The sequence below is a fragment of the Buttiauxella sp. genome (assembly GCF_049686335.1).
GTDB lineage: Bacteria > Pseudomonadota > Gammaproteobacteria > Enterobacterales > Enterobacteriaceae > Buttiauxella.
Map to the genome: position 1 here is coordinate 811,638 of NZ_JBAVHX010000004.1, position 13,945 is coordinate 825,582.

10 protein-coding genes are annotated in these 13,945 nt (G+C 51.8%); 7 read left to right on the plus strand and 3 right to left on the minus strand.

Annotated elements, in window-relative coordinates:
- Nucleotides 1–65: 65 nt before the first annotated feature.
- Both macB and macA read right to left on the minus strand, forming a co-directional pair.
- The gene (gene macB / locus WBL83_RS04215) at nucleotides 66–2,012 is read right to left on the minus strand and encodes a macrolide ABC transporter ATP-binding protein/permease MacB (protein ID WP_424587940.1); all 1,947 of its coding nucleotides are present in this window, start codon (nucleotides 2,010–2,012) and stop codon (nucleotides 66–68) included.
- A complete protein-coding gene (gene macA / locus WBL83_RS04220; protein WP_424587941.1) occupies nucleotides 2,009–3,124 on the minus strand; it encodes a macrolide transporter subunit MacA in 1,116 nt (371 codons plus the stop codon). The genes macB and macA overlap by 4 nt, the downstream gene beginning before the upstream one ends.
- Before the next feature lie 140 nt (nucleotides 3,125–3,264).
- Between macA and WBL83_RS04225 the strand changes: the two genes are divergently transcribed.
- Nucleotides 3,265–4,212, plus strand: a complete 948-nt coding sequence (locus WBL83_RS04225; protein WP_424587942.1) for a VirK/YbjX family protein — start codon at nucleotides 3,265–3,267, stop codon at nucleotides 4,210–4,212.
- 13 nt (nucleotides 4,213–4,225) lie between these two features.
- On the opposite strand, the gene WBL83_RS04230 is transcribed toward WBL83_RS04225, so the two are convergent.
- Nucleotides 4,226–5,881 (minus strand): ATP-dependent endonuclease, encoded by a 1,656-nt coding sequence (locus WBL83_RS04230; RefSeq protein WP_424587943.1) that lies wholly within the window; start codon nucleotides 5,879–5,881, stop codon nucleotides 4,226–4,228.
- A gap of 659 nt (nucleotides 5,882–6,540) precedes the next feature.
- Between WBL83_RS04230 and aqpZ the strand changes: the two genes are divergently transcribed.
- From aqpZ to ltaE, 6 genes are all read left to right on the plus strand, one after another.
- Entirely contained in the window at nucleotides 6,541–7,236 is a 696-nt protein-coding gene (gene aqpZ, locus WBL83_RS04235; protein ID WP_424587944.1) for an aquaporin Z, read from the plus strand.
- Between the two features lie 159 nt (nucleotides 7,237–7,395).
- Nucleotides 7,396–8,295 carry a lysine exporter LysO family protein gene (locus WBL83_RS04240; RefSeq protein WP_424587945.1) on the plus strand — a complete coding sequence of 300 codons (900 nt, stop codon included), beginning with the start codon at nucleotides 7,396–7,398 and terminating at the stop codon, nucleotides 8,293–8,295.
- A 143-nt stretch (nucleotides 8,296–8,438) separates the two neighbouring features.
- Nucleotides 8,439–10,091 (plus strand): hydroxylamine reductase, encoded by a 1,653-nt coding sequence (gene hcp, locus WBL83_RS04245; protein WP_424587946.1) that lies wholly within the window; start codon nucleotides 8,439–8,441, stop codon nucleotides 10,089–10,091.
- 9 nt (nucleotides 10,092–10,100) lie between these two features.
- Entirely contained in the window at nucleotides 10,101–11,069 is a 969-nt protein-coding gene (gene hcr, locus WBL83_RS04250) for an NADH oxidoreductase (protein WP_424587947.1), read from the plus strand.
- A gap of 103 nt (nucleotides 11,070–11,172) precedes the next feature.
- Complete coding sequence (gene poxB, locus WBL83_RS04255) at nucleotides 11,173–12,894, plus strand: ubiquinone-dependent pyruvate dehydrogenase (RefSeq protein WP_424587948.1); 1,722 nt, start codon at nucleotides 11,173–11,175, stop codon at nucleotides 12,892–12,894.
- A gap of 38 nt (nucleotides 12,895–12,932) precedes the next feature.
- Nucleotides 12,933–13,934 carry a low-specificity L-threonine aldolase gene (gene ltaE, locus WBL83_RS04260; protein ID WP_424587949.1) on the plus strand — a complete coding sequence of 334 codons (1,002 nt, stop codon included), beginning with the start codon at nucleotides 12,933–12,935 and terminating at the stop codon, nucleotides 13,932–13,934.
- Nucleotides 13,935–13,945: the final 11 nt, after the last annotated feature.

Sequence of the window (13,945 nt, forward strand, 5' to 3'; positions counted from 1 at the left end):
CAGGGTCAAAATGCCAGCCCATCAGCTGGCATTTTTATAACCAAACGTAATACCTCAGATGAAAATTATTCACGAGCTAAAGCGTCAATAGGGTTCAATCTCGCGGCATTTCTCGCCGGTAACCAGCCAAAAATAATTCCCGTCGCGGTCGAACAGGCAAATGCCGTGAGCAACGCCATCGGTGAAAAGCCAATTTCCCAGCCCGGCAAGACCAGTTGCAAAGTGAAGGCAATTAACAGAGATAACGAAATCCCTAACGCGCCTCCCACCAGGCAAACCAGCACGGCTTCTATCAAAAACTGCTGTAGCACATCACTGGCTCTTGCACCCACCGCCATGCGGATACCGATCTCTTTAGTACGTTCCGTCACGGACACCAGCATGATATTCATCACGCCAATACCGCCGACCAGTAACGAAATGACCGCCACCAAAGTCAGGAACATCTGTAGAGTACGTGTGGTCTTTTCTGCGGTTTTCAACAGGCCATCCATATTGTAGGTGAAGAAATCCTTCTTGCCGTGACGCAGCTGCAACAACCGATTTAGCTGAAGCTCGGCTTCATGGCTGTTATAGCCTTCGTTAACCCGCACCGTGATGGAGTTCAGCCAGCTTTGCCCCATTACGCGGCCCGCCATAGTGTTATACGGCAACCAGACCCGCAGGATTTTGCTGCTGCCAAACATCGACTGCTTCTCTTGCGCCACACCAATCACCGTTGCAGGCATATTCCCGACCAGCACAATTTCGCCGACCACTTTGGCTTTATCAGGGAACAGTTGCCGTTTGGTATTGCTGTCCAGCACCACCACCTGCGCGCGTCCCGCCAGTTGCTCTTCGTTGAAGGTATTGCCCTCGCTAAAGCCCATGCCATAGACGTTGAAGTACTGGCTGCTGACTCCGTTGACACTCGCGGCGGCATCAACATTGCCATAGCGCACACGTAAATTGCTGGAAAGCGACGGTGTCGCCGAACTGACCCAGGGTTGCTGGCTAATGGCCACCAGGTCGTCGTATTTCAGCGCCTGCTGATACTGAGGATCGTCGTCACCAAAATCTTTGCCGGGATAGACATCGATCGTGTTGGTGCCAATGGAGCGGATGTCCTGCAATACCATCTGTTTTGCCGCATCACCAACAATCACAATCGAGACCACTGACGCGATGCCGATAATAATCCCCAGCATGGTCAGCAACGTGCGCATTTTATTGGCCGCCAACGCCAGCCAGGCCATGGTGAACGCTTCGCGAAAACTGCTCAGGGTTTGCTGAAAGGCCGAGTAAACGGGCTGGGTTTTCGGCTCTTTGCGTGACACGGGGGGATGTGCCACCGAGGGAGGATTACTGATGATTTCGCCGTCATGGATTTCAATCACCCGCTGTGCCTGCGCGGCAATAGTCGAATCGTGCGTGACTATGATGACAGTATGGCCCTGCTCACACAGTTGCTTGAGCGTCGCCATCACCTCTTCGCCCGAATGGCTATCCAGCGCACCGGTCGGTTCATCGGCGAGGATCACCTGCCCACCATTCATCAGCGCACGCGCAATACTGACACGTTGCTGTTGGCCGCCAGAAAGCTGTGAAGGCAGGTAATCGACGCGTTCCGCAAGCCCCAGGCGCATCAATAAAGCACGCGCGCGTTGCTGGCGATACACACGCGCCGTTCCGGCATACACCGCCGGCACTTCCACATTCTGCGTAGCATTCAGATGCGAGAGCAAATGATAGCGCTGGAAGATAAAACCAAAGTGTTCGCGACGTAAGGTAGCAAGCGCATCGTTGTCGAGCAATCCGACATCCTGGCCTGCGACTTTATAGCTGCCGCTACTGGGCTTATCGAGGCATCCGAGAATATTCATCAGTGTCGATTTACCCGACCCCGACGCTCCGACAATCGCCACCATTTCACCGGCTTCAATGGTGATATTAACGCCTTTTAGCACCTCAACTTGTTCGTCTCCCGACGGATAGCTACGGCGAATATCCCGTAGCTCAAGCAGTGCCGTCATGGTGCGCTCCCGGCAGTGGATTTACCGATAACCACTTCTTCACCTTCGGTGAGACCCGTCGCAATTTGCACCTGGGTATCGTTACGCATACCGATGGTAATTTCACGGTCGCGGGTTTCGCCGTTGCGTAACACGGAGACTTTGTAGCGGCTATCGCCAACCGGCTCGCCCAGTGCCGCCAGCGGAATGGTTAATACATCTTTCACTCCACCCAACTGGATATGAACTTGTGCAGTCATTTCCAGGCGCAATACGCCTTGCGGGTTCGGGACTTCAAATCGCGCGTTATAGAAAATGGCATCATTCACTTTCACAGGCGTCGGCAGAATATCGATTAACACCCCTTCATAACGCGTTAAAGGGTCGCCCAGCACGGTGAACCAGGCTTTTTGACCCGGCTTAAGATGAATCACGTCCGCCTCAGAAACCTGAGCTTTCACCAACATGGTACTCAGATCGGCGAGTGTCAGAATGTTTGGCGCTTGCTGCGCAGCAATCACCGTCTGGCCTTGTTTGGTAGTGATTTCAGTAACTTCACCCGCCATAGGTGCAACAATCTGCGTGTAATCGAGGTTAGTCTTGGCGGTATCTAAAGAGGCCTGATTGCGTTTGATTTGCGCATCAATGGTGCCAATTTGTGCCTGTCTGACTTCAAGATCGGTCACCGCCGTGTCGAGATCTTGTTGTGATACGGCCTGAGTTTTTGCCAGCGCTCGTTGACGATTTAACGTCACTTGCGCAAGTTTCGCCTGAGCCACCGCCTGACGCCGCTGGGCACGCAATTCCATTAAGGTGGCTTCAACTTCCTTAATTTGGTTCTGTGCCTGTTCGGGATCGATAACCCCCAACAGCTGATCCTTTTTCACCTTATCGCCGATATTTACCGACAACGTTTTCAACTGCCCACTCACCTGAGCACCGACATCAACTTTACGCAACGCATCCAGCTTCCCGGTCGCCAGCACGCTTTGCTGCAACTCGCCTTTGCGCACAATCATGGTCTGGTAAACCGGCGTTGGCGCATTCAAGAATTTCCAAAGCCAGACGAGCAACAACACAACCAGCAGGCCCAGAAGCCAATAACGTTTTTTTATTTTTCCCTTGAATCTCATAAGTATCCTGCAAGCAGACTGGCTAATTAAATAAAGTATCAACAAAAGTCGTAAACCCGTATCAGCCTGGTCCTGATTGAACATCTGTTGAATGAACAAATGGTGAAATTACGCCAATGTTTTTCAACCAGGTTTCAATCATGTCATCAATTGCCGAAAACGAATTCAGAACAACAACCCAACTCAATGGCTGGCGGCTGTTTCTTTCTTTAGCGAAGGGACAGTGGATGCCTGGAAGTGCCTGGCACAATCCCACTTACCGCCGCAAATTTGTCCTGCGATCGCTGGCTAACCCGCTTTCCACCGCACGCTTAATGAGCGACTTATCGCATCAGCCGTTGTTAGAAAAACTGCTAACCGCGCAACCTGGCCTACCTTGCCGGGTCCATCGCCCCTATTTAACGGCCAGGTTTAACCGTAAGGCGGCGGTTGATGCCTTGTCTTTCCACTATCAGGCCCTGACCCGCGCACTCCCTGAGCGCTTGTTATTACAGCACTACTCCCCTGACGGCGCACGTCTGGCAACAATAACGGGTAAAGATGAGAACTTCTACCATCTTGATTTACGCACCGACGCCAATGTTGATAAAGAAGGTGAAGCCACCGTCACGCTGACCCGCGAGGACGGTGTGGTTCTGGCCGGATTAACCTTCACCCTTTGCCTGCATCAGCAAAAGCCTACCCTGTTTATTGGTGGCCTGCAGGGTGCCAAAAATGATATTCCACATGAATATATTCAGCTCGCGACCAAAGCGTGTCATGGATTATTCCCAAAACGTCTGGTGTTGGAAGCGACCTGCCTGTTAGCACGTCATTTAGGGGTGAACACCATTCTTGCCGTCAGCAATAACGCACATATTTATCGCTCGTGGCGTTATGCCAATAAGAAGAAAGACAAGATCCATGCCGATTATGATAGCTTCTGGGAGTCGATGAGCGGCGAATTACAGCCTCAAGGTTACTTTAAGATGCCACTCGGCGTGGCTCGCAAACCTATCGAAGAGATCGCCAGCAAAAAACGCGCTGAGTATCGCCGCCGCTACACGTTATTGGATGAGATGATGGAACAAATCGAGCGCCTTCTTTAAGCCAGTCGCCGGGCTAATCGGCCCGGCCACGCGCCAACCATAACACCCGGGAGAACATTTTGCGCAGCAGCGACGGCACGGCATCCACTCCACGCCTTCCCGCTTCCATTGCCACTTCTATGGCTAAATCGGGTTTGGATGAACGGTGGATGGCTTTCACGATCACGCGGCGCATATTCATCGGCACGTTTTCGGGAATTTGCGCCACCCGATGGAACACATCCGCAAACCCCTGGCGATACATGAAATGTTCCATGTCCATTGCCGGCAACGCAGTGAGATGCTCGCGTTCCTGATCCCGGTCATTTTCCAGAATGCCGCGCACCACGGACGCATATTTCTTCCCAGCTTCATCACCATCCACCAGCACATGCCATTCAATACCCATCCGGCGGGCAAACTTGATCAACGGGCGCAGGCCTGATTGGGCAAATTCGATAACTTTCACCCCTTCGGCGTCGAAGTGATGCCCGCACTGGCGCGCCAGTTCATTCATGACCCAGACTTCCGTTTCGCCTTCCACTAATAACCAGCAGCGGGCAAACAACGACGAGGCGCGGTTAAACCGGATATGGAATGCGATGCGCCGGCTATCTTCTGCATTCATCCCAGCAGGACCCAGCCGCCAGGCCGCCACTTTTGATGATTCGCGCACCAGGCGGCAAACGTGCTCGACTGGGGTGAGGGACAACAGTTCACCAGAGTTGGTGGTGGTGATTTTTTGTAGTGGCAGCAGATTTAGCAAATGCCAGGCCACCGATAACATAATCGGGTGCAGGCGGGTTTCCGGATCTTCCACCAGCAATAGCGGACGGGCGTCTTTATCCAGCGCGACGCTGCCTTTTGCCTGCAATAGCGTTGAAAACATCCCCAGTAAAATCATGCGATGTGCCCGGCTATTGGGTTTGTCGATCATGCGGTTAATGATATCCAGATAGCGCCAGCTACGTTGTTCATCGTGCAAGCGACGACGCAACAAACGATTATGCGCGGGCGCGCCTTGCTCGGAGAAATAGTGCTCAAGCAGTTGCACCATCGCCGTCAGACCTTGCCGCAGCTGCGCATCAGTGAGATTTTGCGGGCGTGAGACCAGTTCTCGCGCCAGGAAATCGAGCTGGCGAGCGGTCATTTCGGTTTCTGGCATCGCGGGAATGCTGTCGTTACGCAAGCGGCGCATAAAACGCGCATCACGCAGACGTAATACGGGGTTGAGGCGGATGATTTGCTGCGCGAGGTTGTCGATGTCATCCAGTTCGATTGCCCGGCCTTGATTATCAAGAAAGCTGCGCAGCGTCAGAATGGAGCCATCTTGCGCGAGTTCACCCACCAGCCGATACATGATGCGATGAAAACCGCCCTCGCCTTGATTCCATACCGGTGCAAGCGCGCGATAGCGTCGCCCAAGATGATGCCCGGGTGCGGCTTCCCGAAAAGTCAGAACAATATGTAAATGATGCTCCCGACCTTGTACGTCCCCGGCCGGGAAATAGAAATCATCTTTTTGGAAGTGATACAGCGTCTGGTGCGGCGACAACAATAGCGTTAATGCATCTAACAGACTGGATTTACCCCAGGCGTTTTCACCAATCAACACGTTATTTTGCTCAAGCATTAACGATAGACGGTTAATCCCTCTGAACCCGACAACTTCCACTCGCTCAAGAAACATAATCCCTCCAGATTGGTGATGCTTTCCTTTATCAACCCGAACCTGACTGCATTATTCGAGTATATACCCAAAATAATTCGAGTTGTGGCAGGTGGCAAGAGAACGAGTCCCGATGAGCTAACTGTAGTAAGAGATTTGGGCGAGCAAACGTCGCCAACAACTTGAAGCAGGACAGGTATAGCGGGAGATGAAGTGCACTTCCCTCCCTAAAAGAGGTGTAATAAAAAACGCGTCAAATTGTAATAACTATCTATTATTTATCTGGTTAACAGAAAATGCGATCGATACAAGAAGATTCTTATTTATTTAAAAATCTTCTATACTTCTAAATGCGTATGCCCTTGTAAACAATGGTATATCAATGCCCTAAGTCAATTTAAGAGGATTTAATCAACTGGTTCTTTTATACCGAACTCATTAATATCACTGCTCTTTTATTTATAGCCTTACTTCCATAATGGTTGTAACAAAAAATAATCGGGTAAGTTTTAAAAATATCCCAAATATCTTGTGTTGTTGTTGAACGACAAGTCCATAAATCCCGCTCACAATGTAATCTTTGTGACTCAGATGAATGGATTCAGTCCGCGTTTCTGCCACTTGAAATTTGAGGATATAACTTGCCTGAATTTCGTTTTTTTTAGAAAGCAGAGGTGGTTATGTTTAGGAAATTAGCAGCAGAATTTTTCGGTACATTTTGGTTGGTCTTTGGCGGGTGTGGGAGTGCTGTGCTCGCGGCAGCTTTTCCAGAATTAGGAATTGGTTTTGCCGGTGTTGCATTAGCTTTTGGTTTAACCGTATTAACCATGGCTTATGCAGTCGGTCATATTTCTGGCGGCCATTTTAACCCGGCAGTGACTCTGGGTTTATGGGCTGGTGGTCGCTTCCCGGCAAAAGAAGTGATTGGCTATATTGTTGCGCAGGTAATTGGCGGTATCGTTGCGGCGGGTATTCTCTATTTAATTGCCAGCGGTAAAAGCGGTTTTGATGCAGCGGCCAGTGGCTTTGCTTCAAATGGCTATGGCGAACATTCGCCTGGTAATTATTCCATGTTGTCAGCAATTATTATTGAAATCGTATTAACCTGCGGCTTCTTGATTGTTATTCATGGTGCAACAGATAAATTTGCCCCAGCCGGTTTTGCACCAATTGCGATCGGCCTGGCACTGACGTTAATTCACCTGATTAGTATTCCGGTCACCAACACGTCGGTGAACCCAGCGCGTAGTACTGCGGTGGCTATCTTCCAGGGTGGTTGGGCCTTAGAACAGTTGTGGTTATTCTGGGTGATGCCAATCATTGGCGGTATCCTGGGTGGCGTTATCTACCGCACTTTACTGGAAAAACGTAACTAATTGACTCGCGTAGGGTAGATTCCTCTGCCCTACGCAAACTCTCTTCTTTTGCCGCGTACAACTTGCATAAAAACCCTCTATTTTCGGCGCTTTACTCATTCCCCTTCTTTGGGTAGTGTGACATACGCCGTTACTTATTTTGCAAGGATTGTCCGCACCATGTTTTCGGGATTGTTAATTATCTTAGTACCGCTGATCGTCGGTTATCTCATTCCTTTAAAACAAACCAGTTTGCTTAAGCTAATTAATCGCCTGCTGAGCTGGATTGTTTACGTCATTTTATTTTTCATGGGCATCAGCCTCGCATTTCTCGATAACCTGGCCAGTAATCTGCTGGCGATATTTCAATACGCGGCGGTTAGCGTGGTGGTGATACTGCTGTGTAATGCCGCAGCACTGCTTTGGCTGGAACGATCCATGCCATGGCGGCACAGTCACCAGCAGGAACAACTCCCGTCGCGTATTGCGATGGCGCTGGAATCGCTCAAGCTCTGTGGCGTTGTGGTGGCCGGATTTGCGCTCGGCCTTACCGCATGGCCGATTTTGCACCATGCCACTGCCGCCAGCGAGTACACGCTGATCTTCCTGTTATTACTTGTTGGTATCCAGTTGCGTAACAGCGGCATGACCTTAAAGCAGATAGTGTTAAATCGCCGTGGCATGATAGTCGCGGTAGTCGTCGCTCTCAGCTCACTGGCGGGCGGCATTATCAATGCCTTTATTCTCGACCTGCCGATTAAAACCGGCTTAGCCATGGCGTCTGGCTTCGGCTGGTATTCGCTTTCCGGTATTTTGATGACGGAATCTTACGGCCCGGTGATTGGCAGCGCGGCGTTCTTTAACGATCTGGCGCGGGAACTGATTGCCATCATGTTGATTCCAGGCCTGGTCCGCCGCAGTCGCTCCACCGCGCTCGGGTTATCTGGCGCAACATCAATGGATTTCACCCTCCCGGTGCTGCAACGCAGTGGCGGCCTGGAAATTGTCCCGGCGGCAATTGTTCACGGCTTTATCCTTAGCTTACTGACTCCGCTGTTAATGGCATTTTTCGCCTCCTGATACCTCATTGGCGGTAGGTTCCTGCCGCCAAAATTGCGCTAAATCAATCTCCACTTAAGTTGCATAAAAAATACCTTTTCCCTCTGCAGCACTGAGCATAACCTTAAACATGTATATCAAATATAACTTTAAAAGGTACGATTATGTTTTGTGTGCAATGTGAACAAACAATCCGCACCCCGGCGGGCAACGGCTGTTCTTACGCTCAGGGTATGTGTGGCAAAACCGCCGAAACATCTGATCTGCAAGATCTGCTGATTGCCGCCTTACAGGGGCTGTCTGCATGGGCCATTGCCGCACGTGAAGTCGGTATTATCGACCATGACATCGACAACTTTGCGCCTCGCGCATTCTTCTCTACCCTGACTAACGTTAACTTCGATTCGCCACGCATTGTCGGATACGCGCAAGAAGCCATCGCGCTGCGTGAAAGCCTGAAAACGCGTAGCCTCGCCATTAACCCACAACTCACCGTCGCCAACCCGATGGCTGAACTTCAACTGGTCAGCAACGATTTGGGCGACCTGCAACGCCAGGCAGCTGAATTCGCGCCAAACCGCGATAAAGCAGAAATCGGTGAAGATATTCTTGGCCTGCGCCTGTTATGCCTGTACGGCCTCAAAGGTGCCGCAGCTTACATGGAACACGCCCACGTTCTCGGCCAGTACGACAACGACATTTACGCCCAATACCATAAAATTATGGCGTGGCTCGGCACCTGGCCTGCTGATATGGGCGCGTTGCTGGAATGCTCGATGGAAATCGGCCAGATGAACTTCAAAGTGATGAGTATTCTGGATCACGGCGAAACGGAGAAATACGGCCACCCGACACCGACCCAGGTCAACGTCCGCCCGGTTGCAGGCAAATGTATTTTGATTTCCGGTCACGACCTGAAAGACCTCTATAACTTGCTGGAACAAACTGAAGGTACTGGCGTTAACGTCTATACCCACGGCGAAATGTTGCCTGCACACGGTTATCCGGAACTGCGTAAATTCAAACATCTGGTCGGTAACTACGGTAGCGGCTGGCAGAATCAGCAAAGCGAATTTGCCCGCTTCCCTGGGCCAATTGTGATGACATCCAACTGCATCATTAACCCAGAAGTCGGCTCTTACACCGACCGTATCTGGACCCGCAGCATCGTCGGCTGGCCGGGTGTGAGCCACCTCGAAGGTGATGATTTCACCGCGGTCATTACCCAGGCACAGCAAATGGCGGGCTTCCCTTACAGCGAAATCGAACATCTGATCACCGTCGGATTTGGCCGCCAGACTCTGCTGGGTGCTGCCGATACACTGATTGATTTGGTGAGCCGTGAAAAACTGCGCCACATCTTCCTCGTCGGTGGATGTGATGGCGAACGTGGCGAACGTAGCTACTTCACCGACTTCGCCACCAGCGTGCCGAAAGATTGCCTGATCCTGACGCTTGCGTGCGGGAAATACCGTTTCAACAAACTGGACTTCGGCGATATCGAAGGCTTGCCGCGCCTGGTGGATGCCGGCCAGTGTAACGATGCTTATTCGGCGATTATCCTTGCGGTCACGCTCGCGGAGAAACTCGGTTGTGGCGTTAACGATTTGCCACTGAGCCTGGTGCTGTCCTGGTTTGAGCAAAAAGCGATTGTTATCCTGTTGACCCTGCTGTCGCTGGGCGTGACAAATATCGTCACTGGCCCTACCGCTCCGGGCTTCCTGACGCCAAATCTGCTGGCCGTTCTTAACGAGAAGTTTGGCCTGCGCGCCATTACGACCGTTGAACAAGATATTGAACAGCTGATGAGCGCATAAGGAGCCGCCATGACTATGCCAACGCCACTGTGCCCGCATCGTATGCAGGTGCATCATATTCACCAGGAAACGCCGGATGTCTGGACGCTGTCGCTGATTAATCACGACTTTTATCCTTACAAGGCCGGGCAATACGCGCTGGTGAGTATTCGTCATAGTGACGAAACACTCCGTGCTTACACGATCTCTTCGACACCAGGCCTCAGCCCATTTATTACGCTAACGGTCCGTGGAATCGAGAATGGCGTTGGTTCTCAATGGCTGACGCAAGAAGTGAAAGTCGGCGATTACCTGTGGCTTTCAGAAGGCCAGGGGGAATTTACTTGCGAAGACTTAGCGGCTGAAAGTTTTTTGCTACTGGCCGCCGGTTGCGGTGTGACGCCCATTATAGCGATGCGCCGCTGGTTAGCGAAACATCGTCCGCAGGCTGATGTGCAGGTGATTTATAACGTCCGTTCACCGGAAGATGTCATCTTTGCGCAGGAATGGCGGGACTATCCCGTGACGCTGGTTGCCGAGAATAATGCGCCCCAGGGTTTCATCGCCGGGCGCCTGACACGCGACATTCTGGCAAGCGTACCGGATCTCGCTTCACGCACCGTGATGACCTGCGGGCCCGCGCCTTATATGGAAATGGTGGAGAAAGAGGTCAAAGCCCTGGGCGTAACGAACTTTTACTGCGAAAAATTCTTCACCCCCGTTGTGGCACCTGTCGACAGCGGTTTGAAATTCACCACGTTAAAACCTCTGCGTGAGTTCTACGCGCCTGTCGGCAGCACCCTGCTGGCTGCGCTGGAAAGCAACAGTGTTCCGGTGAATGCCGCCTGCCGTGCCGGGGTGTGTGGAAGTTGTAAAACCAAAGTCGAATCCGGTGATTACTCGGTCAGCAGCACTATGACCCTGACCGCAGCAGAAATTGCTAACGGTTATGTGCTGGCCTGCTGTTGCCATCCGCAAGGTGATTTAGTTCTCGCTTAATCTCACACGTGCCACTCAACGCAGAGTGGCACTTTCTGCTCAGCCTCTTCTGTTTCCTTGACTAAGCTTGTTTACGTTAACTGAATCGTGACAAGGAGAAGTAATGAAACAGACTGTAGCCGCTTATCTGGCAAAAACTCTCGAAAGCGCAGGTGTGAAACGAATCTGGGGCGTGACCGGCGATTCCCTCAATGGATTGAGCGACAGCCTCAACCGCATGGGGACTATCCAATGGATGCCAACGCGCCATGAAGAGGTCGCCGCTTTTGCTGCCGGAGCCGAAGCCCACCTTTCCGGCGAACTGGCGGTTTGTGCGGGTTCATGCGGACCCGGCAATCTGCATTTAATTAACGGCTTATTCGACTGCCATCGGAATCGCGTACCGGTGCTAGCGATTGCGGCCCATATACCGTCGAGTGAAATTGGCAGCGGTTATTTCCAGGAAACCCATCCCGAAGAGTTATTCCGCGAATGCAGCCATTATTGTGAGCTGGTGTCATCCCCGGAACAAATTCCACAAATTCTTGCGATCGCCATGCGCAAAGCGATACTCAATCGTGGCGTATCCGTCATTGTTTTGCCCGGCGACGTAGCGCTCAAACCTGCCCCTGAAACGGCCAGTACACACTGGTATCCTGCACCGCAACCCGTCATTGTTCCCGCACAGGATGAGCTGAAAAAGCTTGCCCAGCTATTGCGCTATAACGACAACATCGCCCTGATGTGCGGTAGCGGTTGTGCCGGAGCGCATGAGGAGCTGGTGCAATTTGCCGCGACGCTTAAAGCGCCGATTGTTCATGCCCTGCGCGGTAAAGAGCATGTGGAATATGACAACCCTTACGATGTCGGCATGACCGGGCTGATTGGTTTTTCGTCCGGGTTCCATACCATGATGAATGCCGACACGCTGATCCTGCTCGGCACCCAATTCCCGTATCGCGCCTTCTATCCGACCGATGCGAAAATTATTCAGATTGATATCAATCCAGGCAGTATTGGGGCGCATAGCAAAGTGGATATGGCGCTGGTCGGAGATATTAAAGCCACGCTTGCGGCATTGATTCCACTACTGGAAGAAAAAACCGACCGCAGCTTCCTTGATAAAGCGCTGGATAATTATCGTGAAGCGCGAGAAGGCCTCGATGAACTGGCGCAGCCCGGTGATGGCAGCGTTATCCATCCACAATATGTCGCGCAGCAAATCAGCCATTACGCTGATGACGACGCGATTTTTACCTGTGATGTGGGCACACCAACCGTATGGGCCGCGCGATATCTGAAAATGAACGGCAAACGTCGGCTGATTGGCTCGTTCACCCACGGTTCAATGGCGAACGCCATGCCGCAGGCGTTGGGGGCAAAAGCAACCGATCCGAATCGTCAGGTTGTCGCGATGTGCGGCGATGGCGGCTTTAGCATGCTGATGGGCGATTTTCTTTCCGTCGTGCAAATGAAATTACCGATTAAAATTGTGGTGTTTAACAACAGCGTGTTGGGTTTTGTGGCGATGGAAATGAAAGCAGGTGGCTATCTGACGGACGGTACCGAGCTGCATGCCACTAACTTTGCCAATATCGCCACGGCCTGCGGCATTACCGGTATTCGCGTGGAAAAAGCTGAGGATCTGGATAACGCGCTGCAACGTGCTTTTAGCATTGACGGTCCGGTGCTGGTGGACGTGGTGGTGGCGAAAGATGAGCTGGCGATCCCTCCGCAAATCAAACTCGAACAGGCAAAAGGATTTAGCCTCTACATGCTGCGCGCCATTATCAGTGGACGCGGTGATGAAGTTATCGAACTGGCGAAAACGAACTGGTTCCGGTAAAACATTCCTTTAATTGAGGATAATAATAAGGATCTACCGTGATTGATTTGCGCAGCGATACAGTAACCCGCCCGAGCGAAGAAATGCTCAAACGTATGATGGCCGCACCGACGGGTGATGACGTCTACGGTGATGACCCAACGGTTAATGAGCTTCAGGAATATGCTGCGAAAATCAGCGGCAAAGAAGCAGCGTTATTCCTGCCAACTGGCACTCAGGCAAACCTGGTCGCACTGCTTAGCCACTGTGAACGCGGTGAGGAATATATTGTCGGACAACTGGCCCACAATTATCTGTATGAAGCCGGTGGTGCTGCGGTATTAGGCAGTATTCAGCCGCAGCCTATCGACGCCAGTCCGGACGGTTCGTTACCGCTCGATAAAGTCGCCGCGAAAATCAAACCTGATGATATTCACTTTGCGCGCACCAAACTGCTTAGTCTGGAAAACACCCATAACGGCAAAGTCCTGCCGCGTGAATATCTTCAGCAAGCCTGGGATTTTAGCCGCAACCACAATCTGGCGCTGCATGTTGACGGCGCGCGTATCTTCAATGCCGTGGTGGCGTATGGCTGCACCCTCGAAGAAGTAGTGCGCTACTGCGATACCTTTACGATTTGCCTCTCAAAAGGGCTGGGTACGCCGGTGGGTTCACTGTTAGTCGGCAGCCGCGAATACATCAAGCGAGCGACTCGCTGGCGTAAAATGGTCGGTGGTGGAATGCGTCAGGCCGGTATTCTCGCAGCGGCAGGTTTGTACGCCCTTGAGAATAACGTTCAGCGCCTGCAAACCGACCATGACAACGCCCACTGGCTGGCTGGCGAACTGCGCGAAATTGGTGTGGATGTGACCCGTCAGGATACCAATATGGTGTTTGTGCGCGTCCCGGTTGAACAAGCTGAAAGCCTCGGCAAATTCATGAAAGAACGCGGTATTTTAATGAGCGCTGGGCCAGTCACTCGTTTGGTGATTCACCTTGATGTCAACCGCCAACAGCTGGCCGAAGTGGTTTCTCACTGGCAGGCATTTTTACAGCGCTAATCAGGGGTCAA

Bases quoted from the DNA above. Each gene is read 5' to 3' on its own strand.
- macB (WP_424587940.1), bottom strand. From the start codon at position 2,012: ATGACGGCACTGCTTGAGCTACGGGATATTCGCCGTAGCTATCCGTCG.
- macA (WP_424587941.1), bottom strand. From the start codon at position 3,124: ATGAGATTCAAGGGAAAAATAAAAAAACGTTATTGGCTTCTGGGCCTG.
- WBL83_RS04225 (WP_424587942.1), top strand. From the start codon at position 3,265: ATGTCATCAATTGCCGAAAACGAATTCAGAACAACAACCCAACTCAAT.
- WBL83_RS04230 (WP_424587943.1), bottom strand. From the start codon at position 5,881: ATGTTTCTTGAGCGAGTGGAAGTTGTCGGGTTCAGAGGGATTAACCGT.
- aqpZ (WP_424587944.1), top strand. From the start codon at position 6,541: ATGTTTAGGAAATTAGCAGCAGAATTTTTCGGTACATTTTGGTTGGTC.
- WBL83_RS04240 (WP_424587945.1), top strand. From the start codon at position 7,396: ATGTTTTCGGGATTGTTAATTATCTTAGTACCGCTGATCGTCGGTTAT.
- hcp (WP_424587946.1), top strand. From the start codon at position 8,439: ATGTTTTGTGTGCAATGTGAACAAACAATCCGCACCCCGGCGGGCAAC.
- hcr (WP_424587947.1), top strand. From the start codon at position 10,101: ATGACTATGCCAACGCCACTGTGCCCGCATCGTATGCAGGTGCATCAT.
- poxB (WP_424587948.1), top strand. From the start codon at position 11,173: ATGAAACAGACTGTAGCCGCTTATCTGGCAAAAACTCTCGAAAGCGCA.